General features: G+C 61.7%; 16 protein-coding genes. 15 read left to right on the top strand and 1 reads right to left on the bottom strand.

All coding sequences use genetic code 11. The annotated features are described in order from the left end of the window. The first annotated feature begins 98 nt into the window (after positions 1 to 98). The 12 genes from LVS58_RS13420 to astE all read left to right on the top strand — a co-directional run bounded on the left by LVS58_RS13420 (position 99) and on the right by astE (position 12,412). Complete coding sequence (locus LVS58_RS13420; RefSeq protein WP_233691505.1) at positions 99 to 884, top strand: ABC transporter substrate-binding protein; 786 nt, start codon at positions 99 to 101, stop codon at positions 882 to 884. An 88-nt stretch (positions 885 to 972) separates the two neighbouring features. Further along, positions 973 to 1,662 carry an ABC transporter permease gene (locus tag LVS58_RS13415; protein WP_233691504.1) on the top strand — a complete coding sequence of 230 codons (690 nt, stop codon included), beginning with the start codon at positions 973 to 975 and terminating at the stop codon, positions 1,660 to 1,662. After that, a complete protein-coding gene (locus LVS58_RS13410; protein ID WP_233691503.1) occupies positions 1,659 to 2,357 on the top strand; it encodes an ABC transporter permease in 699 nt (232 codons plus the stop codon). The genes LVS58_RS13415 and LVS58_RS13410 overlap by 4 nt, the downstream gene beginning before the upstream one ends. A 22-nt stretch (positions 2,358 to 2,379) precedes the next feature. Beyond that, positions 2,380 to 3,144, top strand: a complete 765-nt coding sequence (locus LVS58_RS13405; RefSeq protein ID WP_233691502.1) for an ABC transporter ATP-binding protein — start codon at positions 2,380 to 2,382, stop codon at positions 3,142 to 3,144. 98 nt (positions 3,145 to 3,242) lie between these two features. Beyond that, positions 3,243 to 4,223, top strand: coding sequence for a transcriptional regulator ArgR (argR, locus tag LVS58_RS13400; RefSeq protein WP_233691501.1), 981 nt, complete (start codon positions 3,243 to 3,245; stop codon positions 4,221 to 4,223). A gap of 540 nt (positions 4,224 to 4,763) precedes the next feature. After that, the gene (locus LVS58_RS13395) at positions 4,764 to 5,984 is read left to right on the top strand and encodes an aspartate aminotransferase family protein (RefSeq protein WP_233691500.1); all 1,221 of its coding nucleotides are present in this window, start codon (positions 4,764 to 4,766) and stop codon (positions 5,982 to 5,984) included. Between the two features lie 141 nt (positions 5,985 to 6,125). Continuing rightward, on the top strand, positions 6,126 to 7,145 hold the full coding sequence (gene aruF, locus LVS58_RS13390; RefSeq protein ID WP_233691499.1) for an arginine/ornithine succinyltransferase subunit alpha: 1,020 nt from the start codon (positions 6,126 to 6,128) through the stop codon (positions 7,143 to 7,145). Between the two features lie 78 nt (positions 7,146 to 7,223). Further along, complete coding sequence (gene astA / locus LVS58_RS13385) at positions 7,224 to 8,252, top strand: arginine N-succinyltransferase (protein ID WP_233691498.1); 1,029 nt, start codon at positions 7,224 to 7,226, stop codon at positions 8,250 to 8,252. Then, entirely contained in the window at positions 8,253 to 9,716 is a 1,464-nt protein-coding gene (gene astD / locus LVS58_RS13380) for a succinylglutamate-semialdehyde dehydrogenase (RefSeq protein WP_233691497.1), read from the top strand. It begins immediately after the preceding gene. A 23-nt stretch (positions 9,717 to 9,739) separates the two neighbouring features. After that, positions 9,740 to 11,089: an N-succinylarginine dihydrolase gene (astB, locus tag LVS58_RS13375; RefSeq protein WP_233691496.1), complete on the top strand. Its 1,350-nt coding sequence runs from the start codon at positions 9,740 to 9,742 to the stop codon at positions 11,087 to 11,089. Between the two features lie 14 nt (positions 11,090 to 11,103). After that, complete coding sequence (locus LVS58_RS13370; RefSeq protein ID WP_233691495.1) at positions 11,104 to 11,394, top strand: topoisomerase II; 291 nt, start codon at positions 11,104 to 11,106, stop codon at positions 11,392 to 11,394. A gap of 10 nt (positions 11,395 to 11,404) precedes the next feature. Further along, positions 11,405 to 12,412 (top strand): succinylglutamate desuccinylase, encoded by a 1,008-nt coding sequence (gene astE / locus LVS58_RS13365; protein WP_233691494.1) that lies wholly within the window; start codon positions 11,405 to 11,407, stop codon positions 12,410 to 12,412. A 41-nt stretch (positions 12,413 to 12,453) separates the two neighbouring features. On the opposite strand, the gene LVS58_RS13360 is transcribed toward astE, so the two are convergent. Continuing rightward, positions 12,454 to 13,647, bottom strand: coding sequence for a M91 family zinc metallopeptidase (locus tag LVS58_RS13360; RefSeq protein ID WP_233691493.1), 1,194 nt, complete (start codon positions 13,645 to 13,647; stop codon positions 12,454 to 12,456). A 307-nt stretch (positions 13,648 to 13,954) separates the two neighbouring features. Between LVS58_RS13360 and alaS the strand changes: the two genes are divergently transcribed. The 3 genes from alaS to csrA all read left to right on the top strand — a co-directional run bounded on the left by alaS (position 13,955) and on the right by csrA (position 18,271). Beyond that, positions 13,955 to 16,579: an alanine--tRNA ligase gene (gene alaS, locus LVS58_RS13355; protein ID WP_233691492.1), complete on the top strand. Its 2,625-nt coding sequence runs from the start codon at positions 13,955 to 13,957 to the stop codon at positions 16,577 to 16,579. A gap of 102 nt (positions 16,580 to 16,681) precedes the next feature. After that, on the top strand, positions 16,682 to 17,917 hold the full coding sequence (locus LVS58_RS13350; RefSeq protein ID WP_233691491.1) for an aspartate kinase: 1,236 nt from the start codon (positions 16,682 to 16,684) through the stop codon (positions 17,915 to 17,917). A gap of 165 nt (positions 17,918 to 18,082) precedes the next feature. Continuing rightward, complete coding sequence (gene csrA, locus LVS58_RS13345) at positions 18,083 to 18,271, top strand: carbon storage regulator CsrA (protein ID WP_003254503.1); 189 nt, start codon at positions 18,083 to 18,085, stop codon at positions 18,269 to 18,271. Positions 18,272 to 18,326 lie beyond the last annotated feature (55 nt).

Genomic DNA, 18,326 nt, shown 5'->3' with positions numbered 1-18,326 from the left:
CGGCCTTGGTCGAACCCTGCGCGGCTCGCGTTGTACTCATTCGCATATCGGGCAGCTGTTACCTGCCTTGTATTGCCCCGTACCGATGGAGTTACCTGATGAAAAAGCTCGCACTGCTTGGCGCCCTGGCGCTGTCTGTGTTTTCCCTGGTGTCGCAGGCTGATGAAAAACCGCTGAAAATCGGCATCGAAGCTGCCTACCCGCCCTTCGCCTTCAAGCAACCTGATGGCAGCATCGCCGGCTTTGACTACGATATCGGCAACGCGCTGTGCGAAGAGATGAAAACCAAGTGTACCTGGGTCGAGCAGGAGTTTGACGGCCTGATCCCGGCGCTGAAAGTGCGCAAGATCGACGCCATTCTGTCGTCCATGTCGATCACCGATGACCGCAAGAAGTCGGTCGACTTCACCAAGCGCTACTACCTGACTCCGGCGCGCCTGGTCATGAAGGACGGCACCACCGTCAGCGATAGCCTGGACGAACTCAAAGGCAAGAAGATCGGCGTGCAGCGCGGCTCCATCCACGACCGCTTCGCCAAGGAAGTGCTGGGCGCCAAAGGTGCCACCGTGGTGCCTTACGGCACCCAGAACGAAATCTACCTGGACGTCGCAGCTGGCCGCCTCGACGGCACCGTGGCTGACGCCACCCTGCTGGAAGACGGTTTCCTCAAGACTGACGCCGGCAAGGGCTTCGCGTTCGTAGGCCCGGCCTTTACCGACGCCAAGTACTTCGGTGACGGTATCGGTATTGCCGTGCGCAAGGGTGACAAGGCCAATGTCGACCGCCTCAACGCGGCTATCGACGCCATCCGTGCCAACGGCAAGTACAAAGAAATCGAAAGCAAGTACTTCAATTTCGATATCTACGGTCCAGACTCGAAGTAAGACGTCGGGTTTCACCTGTGCAATGGTGCAAACAGCAGAGGCTCTGAGGTTTGCACCATTTTTCATTCTCTAGGTCGAGGACCTCATCATGTTGAAAGGCTACGGGGCAGTCATCCTCGACGGGGCGTGGCTGACGCTACAGCTCGCCCTGTCGTCGATGGCCCTGGCCATCGTGCTCGGCCTGATCGGTGTGGCGCTGCGTTTGTCGCCAGTGCGCTGGCTGGCCTGGCTGGGCGATCTGTATTCCACGGTGATCCGTGGTATTCCGGACCTGGTCCTGATCCTGCTTATCTTCTACGGCGGGCAAGACATCATCAACCGGGTGGCGCCGCTGCTCGGCTACGAAGACTATATCGATCTGAACCCGCTGATTGCGGGTATCGGTACCCTGGGCTTCATCTTCGGCGCCTACCTCTCGGAAACCTTCCGCGGGGCCTTCCTGGGTATTCCCAAAGGCCAGGCCGAGGCGGGCGTGGCGTATGGCATGAGCCACCGCCAAGTGTTCTTCCGCATCCAGGTGCCGCAAATGATTCGCCTGGCCATTCCGGGCTTCACCAACAACTGGCTGGTGCTGACCAAGGCGACTGCGCTGATTTCGGTCGTCGGCCTGCAGGACATGATGTTCAAGGCCAAGCAGGCGGCTGACGCCACCCGCGAACCCTTCACCTTCTTCCTGGCAGTGGCGGCGCTGTACCTGGTGCTGACCAGTGTCTCGCTGCTGGCCCTGAAGTATCTGGAGCGCCGCTACTCGGTGGGCGTCAAGGTGGCTGAACTATGATCTTCGACTACAACGTCGTCTGGGATGCGCTGCCGATGTATTTCGGCGGCTTGCTGACCACCCTGAAGCTGCTGGCGATTTCGCTTTTCTTCGGCCTGTTGGCAGCCATTCCGCTGGGCCTTATGCGGGTATCCAGGCAGCCGGTGGTCAACCTTGCTGCATGGCTGTACACCTACGTCATCCGTGGCACGCCGATGCTGGTGCAGCTGTTCCTGATCTACTACGGCCTGGCCCAGTTCGAGGCGGTGCGCGAAAGTGTCTTCTGGCCGCTGCTGTCCAGCGCTACCTTCTGCGCCTGCCTGGCGTTCGGCATCAATACCAGTGCCTACACCGCCGAAATCATTGCCGGCAGCCTCAAGGCCACGCCGCATGGCGAGATCGAGGCTGCCAAGGCCATGGGGATGTCGCGCATGAAAATGTACCGCCGCATCCTGCTGCCTTCGGCACTGCGTCGGGCACTGCCGCAGTACAGCAATGAAGTGATCATGATGCTGCAGACCACCAGCCTGGCGTCGATCGTCACCCTGATCGACATCACCGGTGCTGCGCGCACGGTCAATGCCCAGTACTACCTGCCTTTCGAGGCCTATATCACGGCGGGCGTGTTCTACCTGTGCCTGACCTTCATCCTGGTGCGCCTGTTCAAGATGGCCGAACGCCGCTGGCTCGGCTACCTGGCGCCGCGCAAGCACTGACCGCTTTGTGAGAATCGACAGCATGTACAAACTCGAAGTCCAAGACCTGCACAAGCGCTACGGCAGCCACGAAGTGCTCAAGGGCGTGTCGCTGGCGGCCAAGGCCGGCGACGTCATCAGCATCATCGGCTCCAGCGGTTCGGGCAAGTCGACCTTCCTGCGCTGCATCAATCTGCTGGAGCAGCCGCACGCCGGCAAGATCCTGCTCAACAACGAAGAGCTGAAGCTGGTCGCCGGGAAGGATGGTGCGTTGAAGGCCGCCGACCCGCGTCAATTGCAGCGTATGCGCTCACGCCTATCGATGGTGTTCCAGCACTTCAACCTGTGGTCGCACATGACAGCGCTTGAGAACATCATCGAAGCGCCGGTGCACGTGCTGGGAGTGAACCGCAAGGAAGCCCTGGAAAAGGCCGAGCACTACCTGGCCAAAGTCGGCGTTGCCCACCGCAAGGATGCCTTCCCCGGGCATATGTCGGGGGGTGAGCAACAGCGTGTGGCGATTGCCCGGGCGTTGGCCATGGAGCCGGAGGTCATGCTGTTCGACGAGCCGACCTCGGCGCTCGACCCTGAGCTGGTGGGTGATGTGCTGAAGGTGATGCAGGCGCTGGCCCAGGAAGGCCGGACCATGGTGGTGGTGACCCACGAAATGGGCTTTGCCCGCGAGGTGTCCAACCAGCTGGTGTTTCTGCACAAAGGCCTGGTGGAAGAAACCGGCTGCCCGCGTGAAGTGCTGGCCAATCCGCAGTCGGAGCGCCTGCAGCAGTTCCTCTCCGGCAGTCTGAAGTAAAAGCTGCATTTTTGCACCAGAATAGGGCATGCTGCACGGCGAGCGCAGCCTGACCCGGCGCACAGACTCGAACGACCTCAGGTTTCGGACCGTACCCTATGACCACCCAGCGAATCGGTTTTCTCATCTGGCCCAGCACCAGGCCTTTGACCCTGGCGTTGGCCGAGGAAGTGTTGCTGGTGGCGCAGCGGGTGCATCCGGATGTGGTCTACGAGTTGGTCTTCCTGCAGGCTGAGCCTGCGCAGGAAGGCGCCTGGCGGCTGCCGGGCGAGCCGTGGCTCGGCCGCCTGGAGGGGTGCCACAAGCTGTTTCTGCTGGCCGACGAGCCGCCGGCGGCGATGGGGGCCGCCTTTTCAACGGCGCTCAAGCAACTGGCGCGCAGTGGCTGCCTGATCGGTGGCCTGTCGGCCGGGGTCTACCCGCTGGCCATGCTGGGCCTGCTCGATGGTTACCGGGCAGCCGTGCACTGGCGCTGGCAGGATGACTTTGCCGAACGCTTCCCCAAGGTCATCGCCACCAGCCACCTGTTCGACTGGGATCGCGACCGCCTGACCGCCTGCGGCGGTATGGCCGTGACCGACCTGCTGCTGGCGGTGCTGGCGCGCGATCACGGGGCGGAGCTGGCCGGGGCGGTATCGGAAGAGCTGGTGGTAGAGCGCATCCGCGAGGGTGGCGAGCGCCAGCGTATTCCGCTGCAGAACCGCCTGGGCTCGAGTCACCCCAAGCTGACTCAGGCCGTTTTGCTGATGGAAGCCAACATCGAAGAGCCGCTGACCACCGACGAAATCGCCCAGCATGTGTGCGTGTCACGTCGGCAGTTGGAGCGTATCTTCAAGCAGTACCTGAGCCGCGTGCCCAGCCAGTACTACCTGGAGTTGCGGTTGAACAAGGCGCGGCAGATGCTGATGCAGACCAGCAAGTCGATCATTCAGATCGGGCTGTCTTGCGGGTTCTCTTCGGGGCCACATTTTTCCAGTGCCTACCGTAACTTCTTTGGTGCAACGCCGCGGGAAGATCGGAACCAGCGGCGTAGTAGCAGCCCGTTCGAATTGAGCTCGGCGCCGGCTGAAAAGGGCTGACATTTGGGTGGGCTCGGGGTGTATGCCTTGGGGGTGGTGGTGGGGCACAAATCGAGCGCCGCCCGCGCGGCGCATCGCGAGCGAAGCTCGCTCCTACATTTGTTGCAACGTGCCGAGTCTGTTACGCCATGGTTGCCAGCCTTTGTGCATGGCTTGAGCCTTACAAACAAGGCTGACAACCATGGCCTCGCAGGCATGGGCACGTTGCAACAAATGTAGGAGCGAGCTTCGCTCGCGATGCGCCGCGCGGGCGGCGCTCGATCTCACTTCCACTACATCAACATCGCCGTACATCCCGATCAACATCGCCGTACATCCCGCCTCCCACAAACCTGTGTGAACACCCGTTCACCCAGCATCCTCTCTCCCGTACACTGCGCGATTGCGACAGTGTTTGTCGCATTGCCGAAAACCTTGTCAAAACTGGGTTTTGCGCTGTAACAAGTTGTCGCTTGGCCGCAAGGACAGGCGCGGATCAGTCCTTACAATCCCCCCATCGCTCGCCACTTCCAGGCCAGCGTTCCTCTTCAGGAGACTCAGATGTCCGTTGAGCAAGCCCCGGTGCAACGTGCCGATTTCGACCAGGTGATGGTCCCCAACTATTCTCCGGCGGCCTTCATTCCTGTGCGAGGCGAGGGTTCCCGTGTCTGGGACCAGTCGGGTCGCGAGCTGATCGACTTTGCCGGCGGCATCGCAGTCAACGCCCTGGGCCACTGCCACCCGGCACTGGTCAAGGCCCTGACTGAACAGGCCAACACCCTCTGGCACGTATCCAACGTATTCACCAACGAGCCGGCTCTGCGCTTGGCCCACAAGCTGGTGGACGCCACCTTTGCCGACCGCGCGTTTTTCTGCAACTCCGGCGCCGAGGCCAACGAGGCCGCTTTCAAGCTGGCCCGGCGTGTCGCTCATGACCGCTTCGGTCCGCAAAAGCACGAAATCATCGCCACCGTGAACAGCTTCCACGGTCGCACCCTGTTTACCGTCAGCGTGGGTGGCCAGCCGAAGTACTCCGATGGCTTTGGCCCGAAGATCACCGGTATCAGCCATGTGCCGTACAACGACCTGGAAGCGTTGAAGGCACAGATTTCCGACAAGACCTGCGCCGTGGTGATCGAGCCGATCCAGGGCGAGAGCGGCGTTGTGCCGGCCGACAAGGCCTACCTGGAAGGCGCGCGCAAGCTGTGTGACGAGCACAACGCTCTGCTGATTTTCGACGAAGTGCAGACCGGTGTGGGCCGTACCGGCTCGCTGTATGCCTACCAGCACTACGGCGTGACCCCGGACATTCTGACCAGTGCCAAGAGCCTGGGCGGCGGCTTCCCGATTGGCGCCATGCTGACCACCACCGAGTTGGCCAGGCACCTGGCCGTTGGTACCCACGGCACCACCTATGGCGGCAACCCGCTGGGCTGCGCCGTTGCCTGCGCCGTGCTGGATGTGGTCAACACCCCGGCAACCCTGGCCGGTATCAAGGCAAAGCACGAGCGCTTCAAAACCCGCCTGGAGCAGATCGGCCAGAAGTACAACCTGTTCAGCCAGGTGCGTGGGGTTGGCCTGCTGCTGGGCTGCGTCCTGGCCGAGGCCTGGCAAGGCAAGGCCAAGGACGTGCTCAATGCTGCCGAGAAAGAAGGCGTGATGGTGCTGCAGGCCGGCCCGGACGTCGTCCGCTTCGCGCCAAGCCTGGTGGTTGAAGACGCTGACATCGACGAAGGCCTGGACCGCTTCGAACGCGCTGTGGCCACACTGACCAAAGGCTGATCCGCCAGCGGTCCTGTCGCCGGTCCCGGCGCAGCCTGAGGCTGAGCCGGGCCGGCGATACCCGATTCCAGTGCAGGTGCCTGGGTGCCTGCCGTTTTTCCGTGCCGACGTGAACGGCCCGTATTCCAAAGGAGTGACACCATGCTGGTGATGCGCCCCGCGCAAATGGCTGATCTGAACGACGTGCAGCGCATGGCTGCAGACAGCCCCATTGGTGTCACCTCGCTGCCGGACGACACTGCTCGTCTGGGCGACAAGATTGCCGCCTCTGAGACATCCTTCGCCGCCGAAGTCAGCTTCAACGGTGAAGAGAGTTACTTTTTCGTGCTCGAAGACAGTGAAACAGGCAAGTTGGCCGGCTGTTCGGCCATCGTCGCTTCGGCCGGCTACTCCGAGCCGTTCTACAGTTTTCGTAACGAAACATTCGTGCACGCCTCACGCGAGCTGAAGATACACAACAAGATCCATGTGCTGTCGCTGTGTCACGACCTGACCGGCAACAGCCTGCTGACCAGCTTCTATGTGGCGCCGGAGCTGGTGAACAGTGGCTGGGCCGAGCTCAACTCGCGCGGCCGATTGCTGTTCATGGCTGCGCACCCGGAGCGCTTTGCCGATTCGGTGGTCACCGAGATAGTCGGCTTTAGCGACGAGCAGGGTGAATCACCGTTCTGGGATGCCATCGGCCGCAACTTCTTCGACCTCAACTATGCCCACGCCGAGCGCCTGTGCGGCCTGAAGAGCCGTACCTTCCTCGCCGAGCTGATGCCCCATTACCCGATCTACGTGCCGTTGCTGCCTGACCTGGCGCAGGAAGCCATGGGCCAGGTCCACCCGCGGGCGCAGATTACCTTCGACATACTCATGCGCGAAGGCTTCGAGACCGAGCACTACATCGACATCTTCGACGGCGGCCCGACCCTGCATGCGCGCACCTCTGGCATCCGCTCGATCGCCCAGAGCCGGGTGGTACCGGTGAAGATCGAGGAGGCCCCGGCCAAAGGCGGGCGCCCGTACCTGGTGTGCAACGGCCTGTTGCAGGACTACCGCGCGGTGTTGCTGGACCTGGACTGGGTGCCTGGCAAGCCGGTCAGCCTGAGCGTGGCAGCAGCCGACGCGTTAGGTGTGGGCGAGGGCGCCAGCGTGCGCCTGGTCGCGGTTTGAGGTCTGGCAACAGACGTCTCGGGATTGATGCGTTAGCAGAGTTTCGCGCCGGCCGATGCCGCCGCACAAGGAGATAGCATGATCGTTCGTCCTGTACGCAGCAGCGATTTGCCTGCGTTGATCGAATTGGCACGCAGCACCGGCACCACCGGGCTGACCACGCTGCCGGCCAACGAAGAGCGCCTGGGGCATCGCGTTGGTTGGGCGGAAAAAAGCTTTCGTGGCGAAGCTGAGCGTGGCGACACCGATTACCTGTTCGTGCTGGAAAACGACGAAGGTCTGGTGGTGGGTATCAGCGCCATCGCCGGCGCCGTCGGCCTGCGTGAGCCCTGGTACAACTACCGGGTCGGCCTGACTGTCAGCGCCTCGCAGGAGCTGAAGATCTACCGCGAAATCCCGACGCTGTTCCTGGCCAACGACCTGACCGGCAACTCCGAGCTGTGCTCGCTGTTCCTGCGCAGCGACCATCGCTCCGGCCTCAATGGCCGCCTGCTGTCGCGGGCGCGCATGCTGTTCATTGCCGAGTTCCCGGAGCTGTTCGGCAAGAAGATCATTGCCGAAATGCGCGGCATGTCTGACGAGCAGGGTCGTTCGCCGTTCTGGGAGAGCCTGGGCCGGCATTTCTTCAAGATGGAGTTCAGCCAGGCCGACTACCTCACCGGCGTGGGCAACAAGTCGTTCATCGCCGAGCTGATGCCCAAGTTCCCGCTGTACACCTGCTTCCTGTCCGAAGCGGCGCGCAACGTGATCGGCCGTGTGCACAAAGACACCGAGCCGGCGCTGGCCATGCTCAAGCAGGAGGGCTTCAACTACCAGGGCTACGTCGACATCTTCGACGCCGGCCCGGCCATCGAATGCGACACCAACAAGATTCGCGCGGTGCGCGAGAGCCAGACCCTGGTGCTGGCGGTAGGTACGCCAGGCGATGACGCGACCCCTTTCATCATCCACAACCGCAAGCGCGACGACTGCCGCATCACTGCTGCACCTGCACGGTTGGCCGCCGGCACCCTGGTGGTCGACCCGTTGACCGCCAAGCGCCTGCGCATGGGCGCCGGCGACAATGTGCGCGCGGTGCCGCTGTCGGCTAGCCGGGAGGCCCAGTAAATGACCACGCATTACATTGCAGGCAGTTGGCAGGCCGGCCAGGGCGAAACCCTGCAGTCGCTCAACCCGGTGACCCAGGCGGTGATCTGGCAAGGGCAGGGCGCTGACGCCAGCCAGGTCGGCGCTGCCGTGCAGGCCGCGCGGCAGGCCTTCCCGGCCTGGGCGCAATTGAGCCTGGAGGCGCGTATCGATGTGCTGGAGAAGTTTGCAGCACAGCTGAAAGTGCATGCCGAAGCCATGGCCCAGTGCATTGGCGAGGAGACCGGGAAGCCGCTGTGGGAATCTGCGACTGAAGTCACCAGCATGATCAACAAGGTGGCGATTTCAGTGCAGAGTTACCGCGAGCGTACCGGCGAAAAGAGTGGCCCGCTGGCCGATGCCACGGCTGTTCTGCGGCACAAGCCTCACGGCGTCGTGGCGGTGTTCGGCCCCTACAACTTCCCCGGGCACCTGCCCAATGGGCATATTGTGCCGGCGCTGCTGGCAGGCAATTGCGTGGTGTTCAAGCCCAGCGAGCTGACCCCCAAGGTCGCTGAGCTTACCGTCAACTGCTGGATTGCTGCCGGCCTGCCGGCGGGGGTGCTGAACCTGGTGCAGGGCGCACGTGAAACCGGTGTGGCGCTGGCCGCCCACCCAGGTATCGATGGCCTGTTCTTCACCGGCTCCAGCCGCACCGGCAACCTGCTGCATCAACAGTTCGCAGGGCGCCCAGACAAGATCCTGGCCCTGGAAATGGGCGGTAACAACCCGCTCGTGGTGGACGAGGTCAAGGACCTCGATGCGGCGGTGTATACCATTATCCAGTCGGCGTTTATTTCCGCCGGCCAGCGCTGCACCTGCGCGCGGCGCCTGCTGGTACCGCAAGGCGCCTGGGGCGATGCGCTGATCGCGCGCCTGGTCGAGGTGTGCAAAACCATTACGGTAGGGGCGTTCGATGAACAGCCGGCGCCTTTCATGGGGGCGGTGATTTCGCTGCAGGCGGCGCGGGCGCTGCTTGCCGCCCAGGTTGAACTGGCCGCCAAAGGTGGCGTGAAACTGCTGGAAATGACTCAGCCGCAGGCCGATGCTGCACTGCTGACCCCGGGCATTGTCGATGTCACCGCCGTGGTTGACCGCCCGGACGAAGAGTTTTTCGGCCCGCTGTTGCAGGTAATCCGCTACGCCGACTTCGATGCTGCCATCGATGAAGCCAACAACACCCAGTATGGCCTGGCCGCCGGTTTATTGTCTGATTCGCGAGCCCGCTACCAGTACTTCTGGCTGCGCAGTCGCGCTGGCATCGTCAACTGGAACAAACAGCTGACGGGGGCTGCCAGCAGCGCGCCGTTCGGTGGTGTGGGTGCCAGTGGCAACCATCGCGCCAGTGCCTATTACGCAGCCGACTACTGCGCCTACCCCGTGGCTTCGCTGGAGACCGCCAGCCTTGCCTTGCCGGCGACCCTGACGCCGGGCGTCACCCTATAACAACAGGTCACGGAGCCTAGCCGATGAAATCCTATGAAGTGAATTTTGATGGCCTGGTGGGGCCTACCCACAACTATGGCGGCCTGTCTTACGGTAACGTGGCTTCGCAGAGCAACAGCCAGCAGGCGTCCAACCCGCGTGAGGCGGCGCGCCAGGGCTTGGCGAAGATGAAAGCGCTGGCCGACATGGGCTTCAAGCAGGGTGTGTTGGCGCCACAAGAGCGCCCGGACGTGGCAGCACTGCGCCGCCTGGGTTTCAGTGGAAGTGATGCCGAAGTTATCCAGCGCGCCGCCCGCGATGCCATGCCGTTGCTGGTGGCCAGTTGCTCGGCCTCGAGCATGTGGGTGGCCAACGCCGCAACAGTCAGCCCCAGTGCCGACACGGCTGACGGTCGCGTGCACTTCACCGCCGCCAACCTCAACTGCAAATACCACCGCAGCATCGAGCACCCGACCACCAGCCGCGTGCTGGGCGCCATGTTCAACAACGAGAAACACTTTGCCCACCACGCCGCGCTGCCTGCCGTGGCCCAGTTCGGTGACGAGGGGGCGGCCAACCACACGCGCTTCTGCCGCGCCTATGGCGAGGCTGGCGTGGAGTTCTTTGTCTACGGCCGCAGTGCCTTCGACAGCCGCTACCCCGCACCACAGAAATACCCGGCCCGACAAACCCTGGAGGCCTCGCAGGCTGTGGCCCGGCTGCACGGCCTGAGCGATGACGGTGTGGTCTACGCTCAACAGAACCCGGCGGTGATCGACCAGGGGGTGTTCCACAATGATGTGATTTCGGTAGGTAACGGCGAGGTGCTGTTCTACCACGAGGACGCGTTTCTCGAGACCGACGCGGTACTTGGGCAACTGCGAGCTAAACTGGCCAGCAAGGGTGGCAACTTCCAGGCCATCTGTGTGCCCAGGGCAGCGGTGGCGGTGGAGGACGCGGTGCGTTCCTACCTGTTCAACAGCCAGCTGCTCAGCCGCGACGATGGTTCCATGCTGTTGGTCGTGCCGGAAGAGTGCCGCAACAACGAGCGGGTCTGGGCCTATCTGGGCGAACTGACCCGCCAGGGAGGCCCGGTGAAGGAGGTCAAGGTATTCGACCTCAAGCAAAGCATGCAAAACGGCGGCGGCCCGGCCTGCCTGCGTTTGCGCGTGGCTTTGAAGGAAGCGGAACTGGCAGCCGTCAACCAAGGCGTTATCATGACGCCCTCGCTGTATGACACGCTGCTGCAGTGGGTCGACAGGCACTACCGCGATCGCCTTGGCGAAGCAGACCTGGCTGACCCGCAACTGCTGGTGGAATGCCGTACGGCACTGGACGAATTGACCCAGATCCTGAAGTTGGGCTCGGTGTATCCGTTCCAACGCCAACCTTGAAGAGAGACTCTGTAATGACCGACGCCTTGCGCCTGATCCTCGAAGATGAAGACGGCACCCAGCTGGAAACTTCCTGCACCCGCTTTGCTGTGGTTTGGCAAGGCAAGGAAGTGTGGATTCAGCAGGATGGCCGTGGCCAGTTGCTGATCGGCGTGGATGTCGAGGAAGACGACACCGAGTATGCCAATTTGCTGCTGCGGCCGATGGCCACCAATCTGGTCAGCCTGCAGCTGGAAATGGAACCGGCAGAACCTGGCGAAGACGACGATCACGTTCATGGCCCTGACTGCGGTCACCACCACTAAGGAAGCACCTATGCTCGCCCTTGGCAAATTGCTTGAGCTGACCCTCACCGATCACGAACCGGCCGAGAAGACCCAAGTGACAACCAATGGCGCGCGTTTGCGATGGCTGGGCGAGGGCGCGCTCGAAGTGCGTCCGGCTGAAAGCGAAGATTGCGGGCTGGACTTGCTGTTGTCCGCCGGCATTCACGGCAACGAAACAGCGCCGATCGAACTGCTCGAGCGGCTGCTGCATGGCGTGGCCAACGGCGAGATCATACCCAGGGCACGGGTGCTGTTCCTGTTCGGCAACCCGGCGGCGATCCGCAAGGGCGAGCGCTTTATCGAACAGGACATCAACCGCTTGTTCAATGGCCGCCATGAGCTGTCCAGCGGTTTCGAAGCATTGCGTGCTGCCGAGCTGGAACAGTTCGCCCGGGTGTTTTTCAGCAAGCCGGGGCGCAACCGCCTGCATTACGACCTGCATACTGCCATCCGTGGTTCGAAGATCGAGCAATTCGCCTTGTACCCTTATAAAGAGGGGCGCAAGCATTCCCGTCGCGAACTGGCGCGCCTGGCGGCGGCAGGTATGGAAGCGGTGCTGCTGCAAAGCAAGTCATCCATCACCTTCAGCGCGTTCACCTACGAACAGCTTGAGGCTGAAGCCTTCACCCTGGAGTTGGGCAAGGCCCGTCCGTTCGGGCAGAACGAGCAGGTGAACCTCGACAAGCTCGAAGAGCGGCTGATCCGCATCATCAAGGCCACCGAGCCAGAGGACGAAAGTTCGCTGGATGGCCTGCAGCTGTTCAGTGTGTCCCGCGAAATCATCAAGCACAGCGACAGCTTCCACCTGCACCTGCCGGCGGACATCGAAAACTTCTCCGAGCTGAGCAAGGGTTACCTGCTGGCTGAAGACCTGGCCGAGATGCGCTGGGTGGTTGAAGAGGAGGGCGCACGCATCATCTTCCCCAACCCCAAGGTGAAGAACGGCTTGCGCGCGGGGATTCTCATTGTGCCGGATTCGGGGCAGCGACTGGGCTGATGGGGAGGTGGCGCGCGTTCCGGCGCGCCACATGGGCTCGCTCAGTAGTAAGTGCGCACTGGCAGGCCCAGCTCCATTCGCAGCGCGTTTTCGTTGAAGGGTGATGGGTTGGTGTCGGTTGGCGCCGTGTCGGGGTTATTGTCGAAATCGTACAGAAGGCCGCTCGGCAGGCCAATGGCTTGCAGGTGTGCATTGTCGACCTGGATCTGCCTGCGATCGAGGGTACTGATTGAAGTATGGCCAGGTACCGTCGTACCGTTGAAGGCGCTATACGCCTCGCACAGGCAACGGTAGAAGTCGAGCAGCGGCAAATTGTCGCTGTCCGAGCGAGTCAGGTTGAGTGCCAGCTCCCCACCCTCGGCAGGCAAACCGGCCACCCACTCCAGTTTACTGTCTCGTCGCAGGTAATGGTCGTTGTCGGTCGGGTCTGAGGTGTACACGTCGAAACGGGTGGCTAGAGGTGTTTCGGTAACGCTTATCCACGACCGTTTTGCCAGCTGTGTCAGAAGTTGCTGGCCGCAATGTGTGTGGCAAAGAAAAACCAGGTGGTTGTGGACGGCCTGTTTGAAGGTATCGCTGCCTCGTATGTCGAGTGTATTGCTGGCGAGTGCGGTGAGCGGGGTGGAGAGTGGCTGCTCGAAGCGGGCGTCACCCGCCTGGTTGCGGGCATAGATGACTGATTCATGTGGGTCGTCGACCAGGATAAAACCGTCGATTCCCAGGATATGACCGCCGGTACCGCCGCTCGCCGAGCCGCGCTTGATGAATGTCAGCCCCTGGCCCACGTTGATCTGTGCATCGCCACTACCGGTGAAGACCTCGGTGATGCCGCCGCCGGTGGTGATGTGCGCACGGCCTTCTGCGGCCTGGATGATCACAGGTGTCTTCACTTCCTCCGCCACGCGGATGTTGGCTTCACCCTTTGCCGTTCTGATGATGAGGGTCTGTCTTGGCGTAGGTGCGAGGACGAACCTCTTGTTGCCGACTGTGGCTTTCAGGTGGCAATCGTAGAGGGAAATGTCGATATCGACAGCCGCGGCATGGCTCTGAATCACCATGTGGTGCTTGCCCGGGATCTGGCCCTGATCGAACCATACCTGTTCCAGAAGGACGTCTATTTTGTCGTCCCGGTAGTCGTAGAAACGATGAACGGCTTGGCCAGCGATAGACGTGTCTGCCCGCTGTTGAAAACCGCTGGTCCTGCCAGAAATGAAATAGACGGGGTTGGGGTGCATGAGAAGGCTCGCTTGCTGTGAATGGGAGGCGACAGGTGATGCCGCGGCCAAAGCTAAAGGGTTGTGCAGGCGAGGCGTGGTACTTATCTAGGGGCAAGGTGGATGAGAAGGGGGCGTTGTGACGAGGCGCTGAACCGTATAGCCTCCACTTTGATGCCCGAGATGACGATTTCATGCCGATTGATCGTTTTCGGGCGTATAAACACACTGCATCCGCCGTTCAGGCTGGATATAATGGCGCCCTTTGCCGTCGTTTCGTCGATTCGACGTATCAGCCCAAACGGCCGCCGTTTCCGTGGAAGAACCTATGAAAAGCGCAGAAATCCGTGAAGCCTTCCTTCGCTTCTTCGAAGAGCAGGGACATACCCGAGTCGCCTCCAGTTCGCTGATCCCGAACAACGACCCGACCCTGCTGTTCACCAACGCAGGCATGAACCAGTTCAAGGACTGCTTCCTCGGTGCGGAGAAGCGCGCCTACACGCGTGCTGTCAGCAGCCAGAAGTGCGTGCGTGCCGGTGGCAAGCACAACGACCTGGAAAACGTCGGTTACACCGCGCGCCACCATACCTTCTTCGAAATGCTGGGCAACTTCAGCTTCGGCGACTACTTCAAGCGCGACGCCATTACCTTCGCCTGGACCTTCCTGACGTCTGAAAAGTGGCTGAACCTGCCCAAGGAAAAACTCTGGGTCACCGTATACGCCACCGACGACGAAGCCTACGACATCTGGACCAAGGAAGTCGGCGTGCCGGCCGAGCGCATGGTGCGCATCGGTGATAACAAGGGCGCCCCCTACGCCTCCGACAACTTCTGGACCATGGGCGATACCGGCCCGTGCGGCCCGTGCACCGAGATTTTCTACGATCACGGCCCGGATATCTGGGGCGGCCCACCCGGCTCGCCAGAAGAAGACGGTGACCGCTACATCGAGATCTGGAACAACGTCTTCATGCAGTTCAACCGCACCGCCGACGGCGTGTTGCACCCCCTGCCAGCGCCGTCGGTGGATACCGGCATGGGCCTGGAGCGTGTCAGCGCCGTGCTGCAGCACGTGCATTCGAACTACGAGATCGACCTGTTCCAGAACCTGCTGGCTGCCGCAGCCAAGGCCATCGGTTGCAGCAATGACGGCCAGGCCTCGCTGAAAGTGGTCGCCGACCACATCCGTTCGTGCGGTTTCCTGATTGCCGACGGCGTGCTGCCGTCCAACGAAGGCCGTGGCTACGTGCTGCGCCGCATCATTCGCCGCGCTTGCCGTCATGGCAACAAGCTGGGCGCCAAGGGCAGCTTCTTCTACCAGATCGTGGCCGCACTGGCCGCTGAAATGGGCGAAGCCTTCCCGGAGCTGAAGAGCCAGCAAGCGCACATCGAGCGCGTGCTCAAGGCCGAAGAAGAGCAGTTCGCCAAGACCCTGGAGCAGGGCCTGCGCATCCTCGAGCAAGACCTGGCCCAGCTGAAAGGCGACGTGGTACCGGGCGACGTGGTGTTCAAACTGTACGACACCTATGGTTTCCCGATGGACCTGACTGCCGACATCGCGCGTGAGCGTGAGCTGACTATCGACGAAGCCGGCTTCGAGCGTGAAATGGACGCCCAGCGTGAGCGTGCCCGTTCCGCCAGCGCCTTCGGCATGGACTACAACAGCCTGGTCAAGGTCGACAGCGCTACCGAGTTCCTCGGTTACGACGCCACCGAGGGTCAGGGCAAGATCATCGCCCTGTACAAGGACGGCCAATCCGTTGACCAGTTGGGTGAAGGCGAGCAGGGCGTTGTGGTGCTCGACCGCACGCCGTTCTACGCCGAGTCCGGTGGTCAGGTGGGTGATTCCGGCTTCCTGCAGGCTGGCACTGCACGCTTTGACGTGCGCGACACCACCAAGACCGGTGGTGCCTTCCTGCACCACGGCGTGGTTGCCAGCGGCGCGCTGGTGATCGGTTCGCCAGTCGAGGCCAAGGTCGATGCAGAGGTGCAGCACGCCACCTCGCTGAACCACTCCGCCACCCACCTGCTGCACGAAGCACTGCGCCAGGTGCTGGGCGAGCATGTACAGCAGAAGGGCTCGCTGGTCGACAGCCAGCGCCTGCGTTTCGACTTCAGTCACTTCGAGGCGGTGAAGCCAGAGCAGATCAAGGCGCTGGAAGACATCGTCAACCGCGAAGTGCGCAAGAACACTGCTGTTGAAACCGAACTGACCGACATCGAAACTGCCAAGGCCAAAGGCGCAATGGCGCTGTTTGGCGAGAAATACGGCGACACCGTGCGCGTGCTGAGCATGGGCGGTGATTTTTCGGTGGAATTGTGCGGCGGTATCCACGCCAAGCGCACCGGTGACATCAGCCTGTTCAAGATCATCAGCGAAAGCGGCGTGGCCTCTGGCGTGCGCCGTATCGAAGCCGTAACCGGTGCCGCTGCGCTGGCTTACCTGAACGCTGCCGAAGAGCAGGTCAAGGAAGCTGCTCAACTGGTGAAAGGTAACCGCGACAACCTGATCGACAAGCTGTCGGCTGTGCTTGAGCGCAACCGCCAGCTGGAGAAGCAGCTGGAACAGCTGCAGGCCAAGGCCGCCAGCGCCGCCGGGGACGATCTCTCCAATGCGGCTGTTGAGGTCAAGGGTGCCAAGGTCCTCGCCGCCCGCCTGGATGGGCAGGATGGCAAGGCCCTGCTGGCCCTGGTCGATCAGCTGAAGAACAAGCTCGGCCACGCAGTGATCCTGCTGGGCAGCGAGCATGAGGGCAAGGTTGTGCTGGTGGCCGGCGTGACCAAGGACCTCTCCAGCCAACTCAAGGCTGGCGATCTGATGAAACAAGCCGCTGCGGCGGTGGGTGGCAAGGGCGGTGGCCGTCCGGACATGGCCCAGGGCGGTGGCGTCGACGTCGCTGCCCTGGACCAGGCCCTGGCGCTGGCCGTGCCATTCGCAGAGCAGGGACTTTGAGATGACGGGGTGGATGGTTTAGTCGCCATACAGGCCACTCCCGTCCACCCCTTCATGTTGGATTGTTTTTTGAGGCCCTGTATGGGCTGAGGCACCATTGAAATGGCGTTGATCGTACAGAAATTTGGCGGCACCTCTGTCGGTTCCATCGAGCGGATCGAGCAGGTAGCCGAAAAGGTCAAGAAACACCGTGAAGCGGGCGACGACCTGGTGGTTGTGCTGTCGGCCATGAGCGGTGAAACCAATCGCCTGATCGACTTGGCCAAGCAGATCACCGATCAGCCGGTTCCTCGTGAACTGGACGTGATCGTGTCGACGGGTGAGCAGGTCACCATTGCCCTGCTGACCATGGCCTTGATCAAGCGTGGTGTGCCAGCGGTGTCCTACACCGGCAACCAGGTGCGTATTCTCACCGACAGCTCGCACAACAAGGCGCGCATTCTGCAAATCGACGACCAGAAGATTCGTGCCGACCTGAAGGAAGGCCGCGTAGTCGTGGTTGCAGGCTTCCAGGGTGTCGACGAGCACGGCAACATCACTACCCTGGGCCGTGGTGGCTCTGATACCACCGGCGTGGCCCTGGCGGCGGCGCTGAAGGCTGATGAGTGCCAGATCTACACTGATGTTGATGGCGTCTACACCACCGACCCGCGCGTCGTGCCACAGGCTCGTCGCCTGGAGAAGATCACCTTCGAAGAGATGCTGGAAATGGCCAGCCTCGGTTCCAAGGTGCTACAGATCCGTTCGGTGGAGTTCGCCGGCAAGTACAACGTTCCGCTGCGCGTGCTGCACAGCTTCAAGGAGGGTCCGGGTACCCTCATTACCATTGATGAAGAGGAATCCATGGAACAGCCGATCATTTCCGGTATCGCCTTCAACCGTGATGAAGCAAAGCTGACCATTCGCGGCGTGCCTGATACCCCGGGCGTGGCCTTCAAGATCCTCGGCCCGATCAGCGCTTCGAACATCGAAGTCGACATGATCGTGCAGAACGTTGCGCACGATAACACCACCGACTTCACCTTCACCGTGCACCGCAACGAGTACGAGAAGGCGCAGAGCGTGCTGGAAAACACAGCACGCGAAATCGGTGCCCGTGAAGTGATTGGCGACACCAAGATTGCCAAGGTCTCGATCGTTGGCGTCGGCATGCGTTCGCACGCCGGTGTTGCCAGCTGCATGTTCGAAGCCCTGGCCAAGGAGAGCATCAACATCCAGATGATCTCCACGTCCGAGATCAAGGTGTCGGTAGTGCTCGAAGAGAAGTACCTGGAGCTGGCCGTACGCGCGCTGCATACCGCGTTCGATCTGGATGCTCCTGCCCGACAGGGCGAGTAAGGCGCTGCCTGGAGGGGCGCGGCTTGCCGCGCCCTTCGCGTTTCTGCTCGCCGCGCAGGTCCTGTCCTGCCTTGTGCGGCGAGTACCCGGGGCCATGGTCGTCGTCCGCGACCCGGCCCGATATCCAAGACTGTTACCCCTGAATGTTTGCGTAAGGAGAAAGCTATGTTGATTCTGACTCGTCGGTGCGCCGAGAGCCTGATCATTGGGGACGGCGAGATCACCGTGACGGTGCTTGGCGTCAAAGGCAACCAGGTGCGTATTGGCGTGAGTGCCCCGAAAGAAGTGGCAGTTCACCGCGAGGAAATCTACCTGCGGATCAAGAAGGAGAAGGATGAAGAGCCAAGCCTTTAATTTTTTTGAAGTTTTTTTCAAAAAAAGGGTTGCAAAGGTGAAAGAGGTTCTTTAA

Origin of the sequence: Pseudomonas sp. JR33AA (assembly GCF_021378985.1) — a bacterium.
Lineage (GTDB): Bacteria > Pseudomonadota > Gammaproteobacteria > Pseudomonadales > Pseudomonadaceae > Aquipseudomonas > Aquipseudomonas alloputida.
This window is presented reverse-complemented; position numbering and strand designations above follow the sequence as displayed.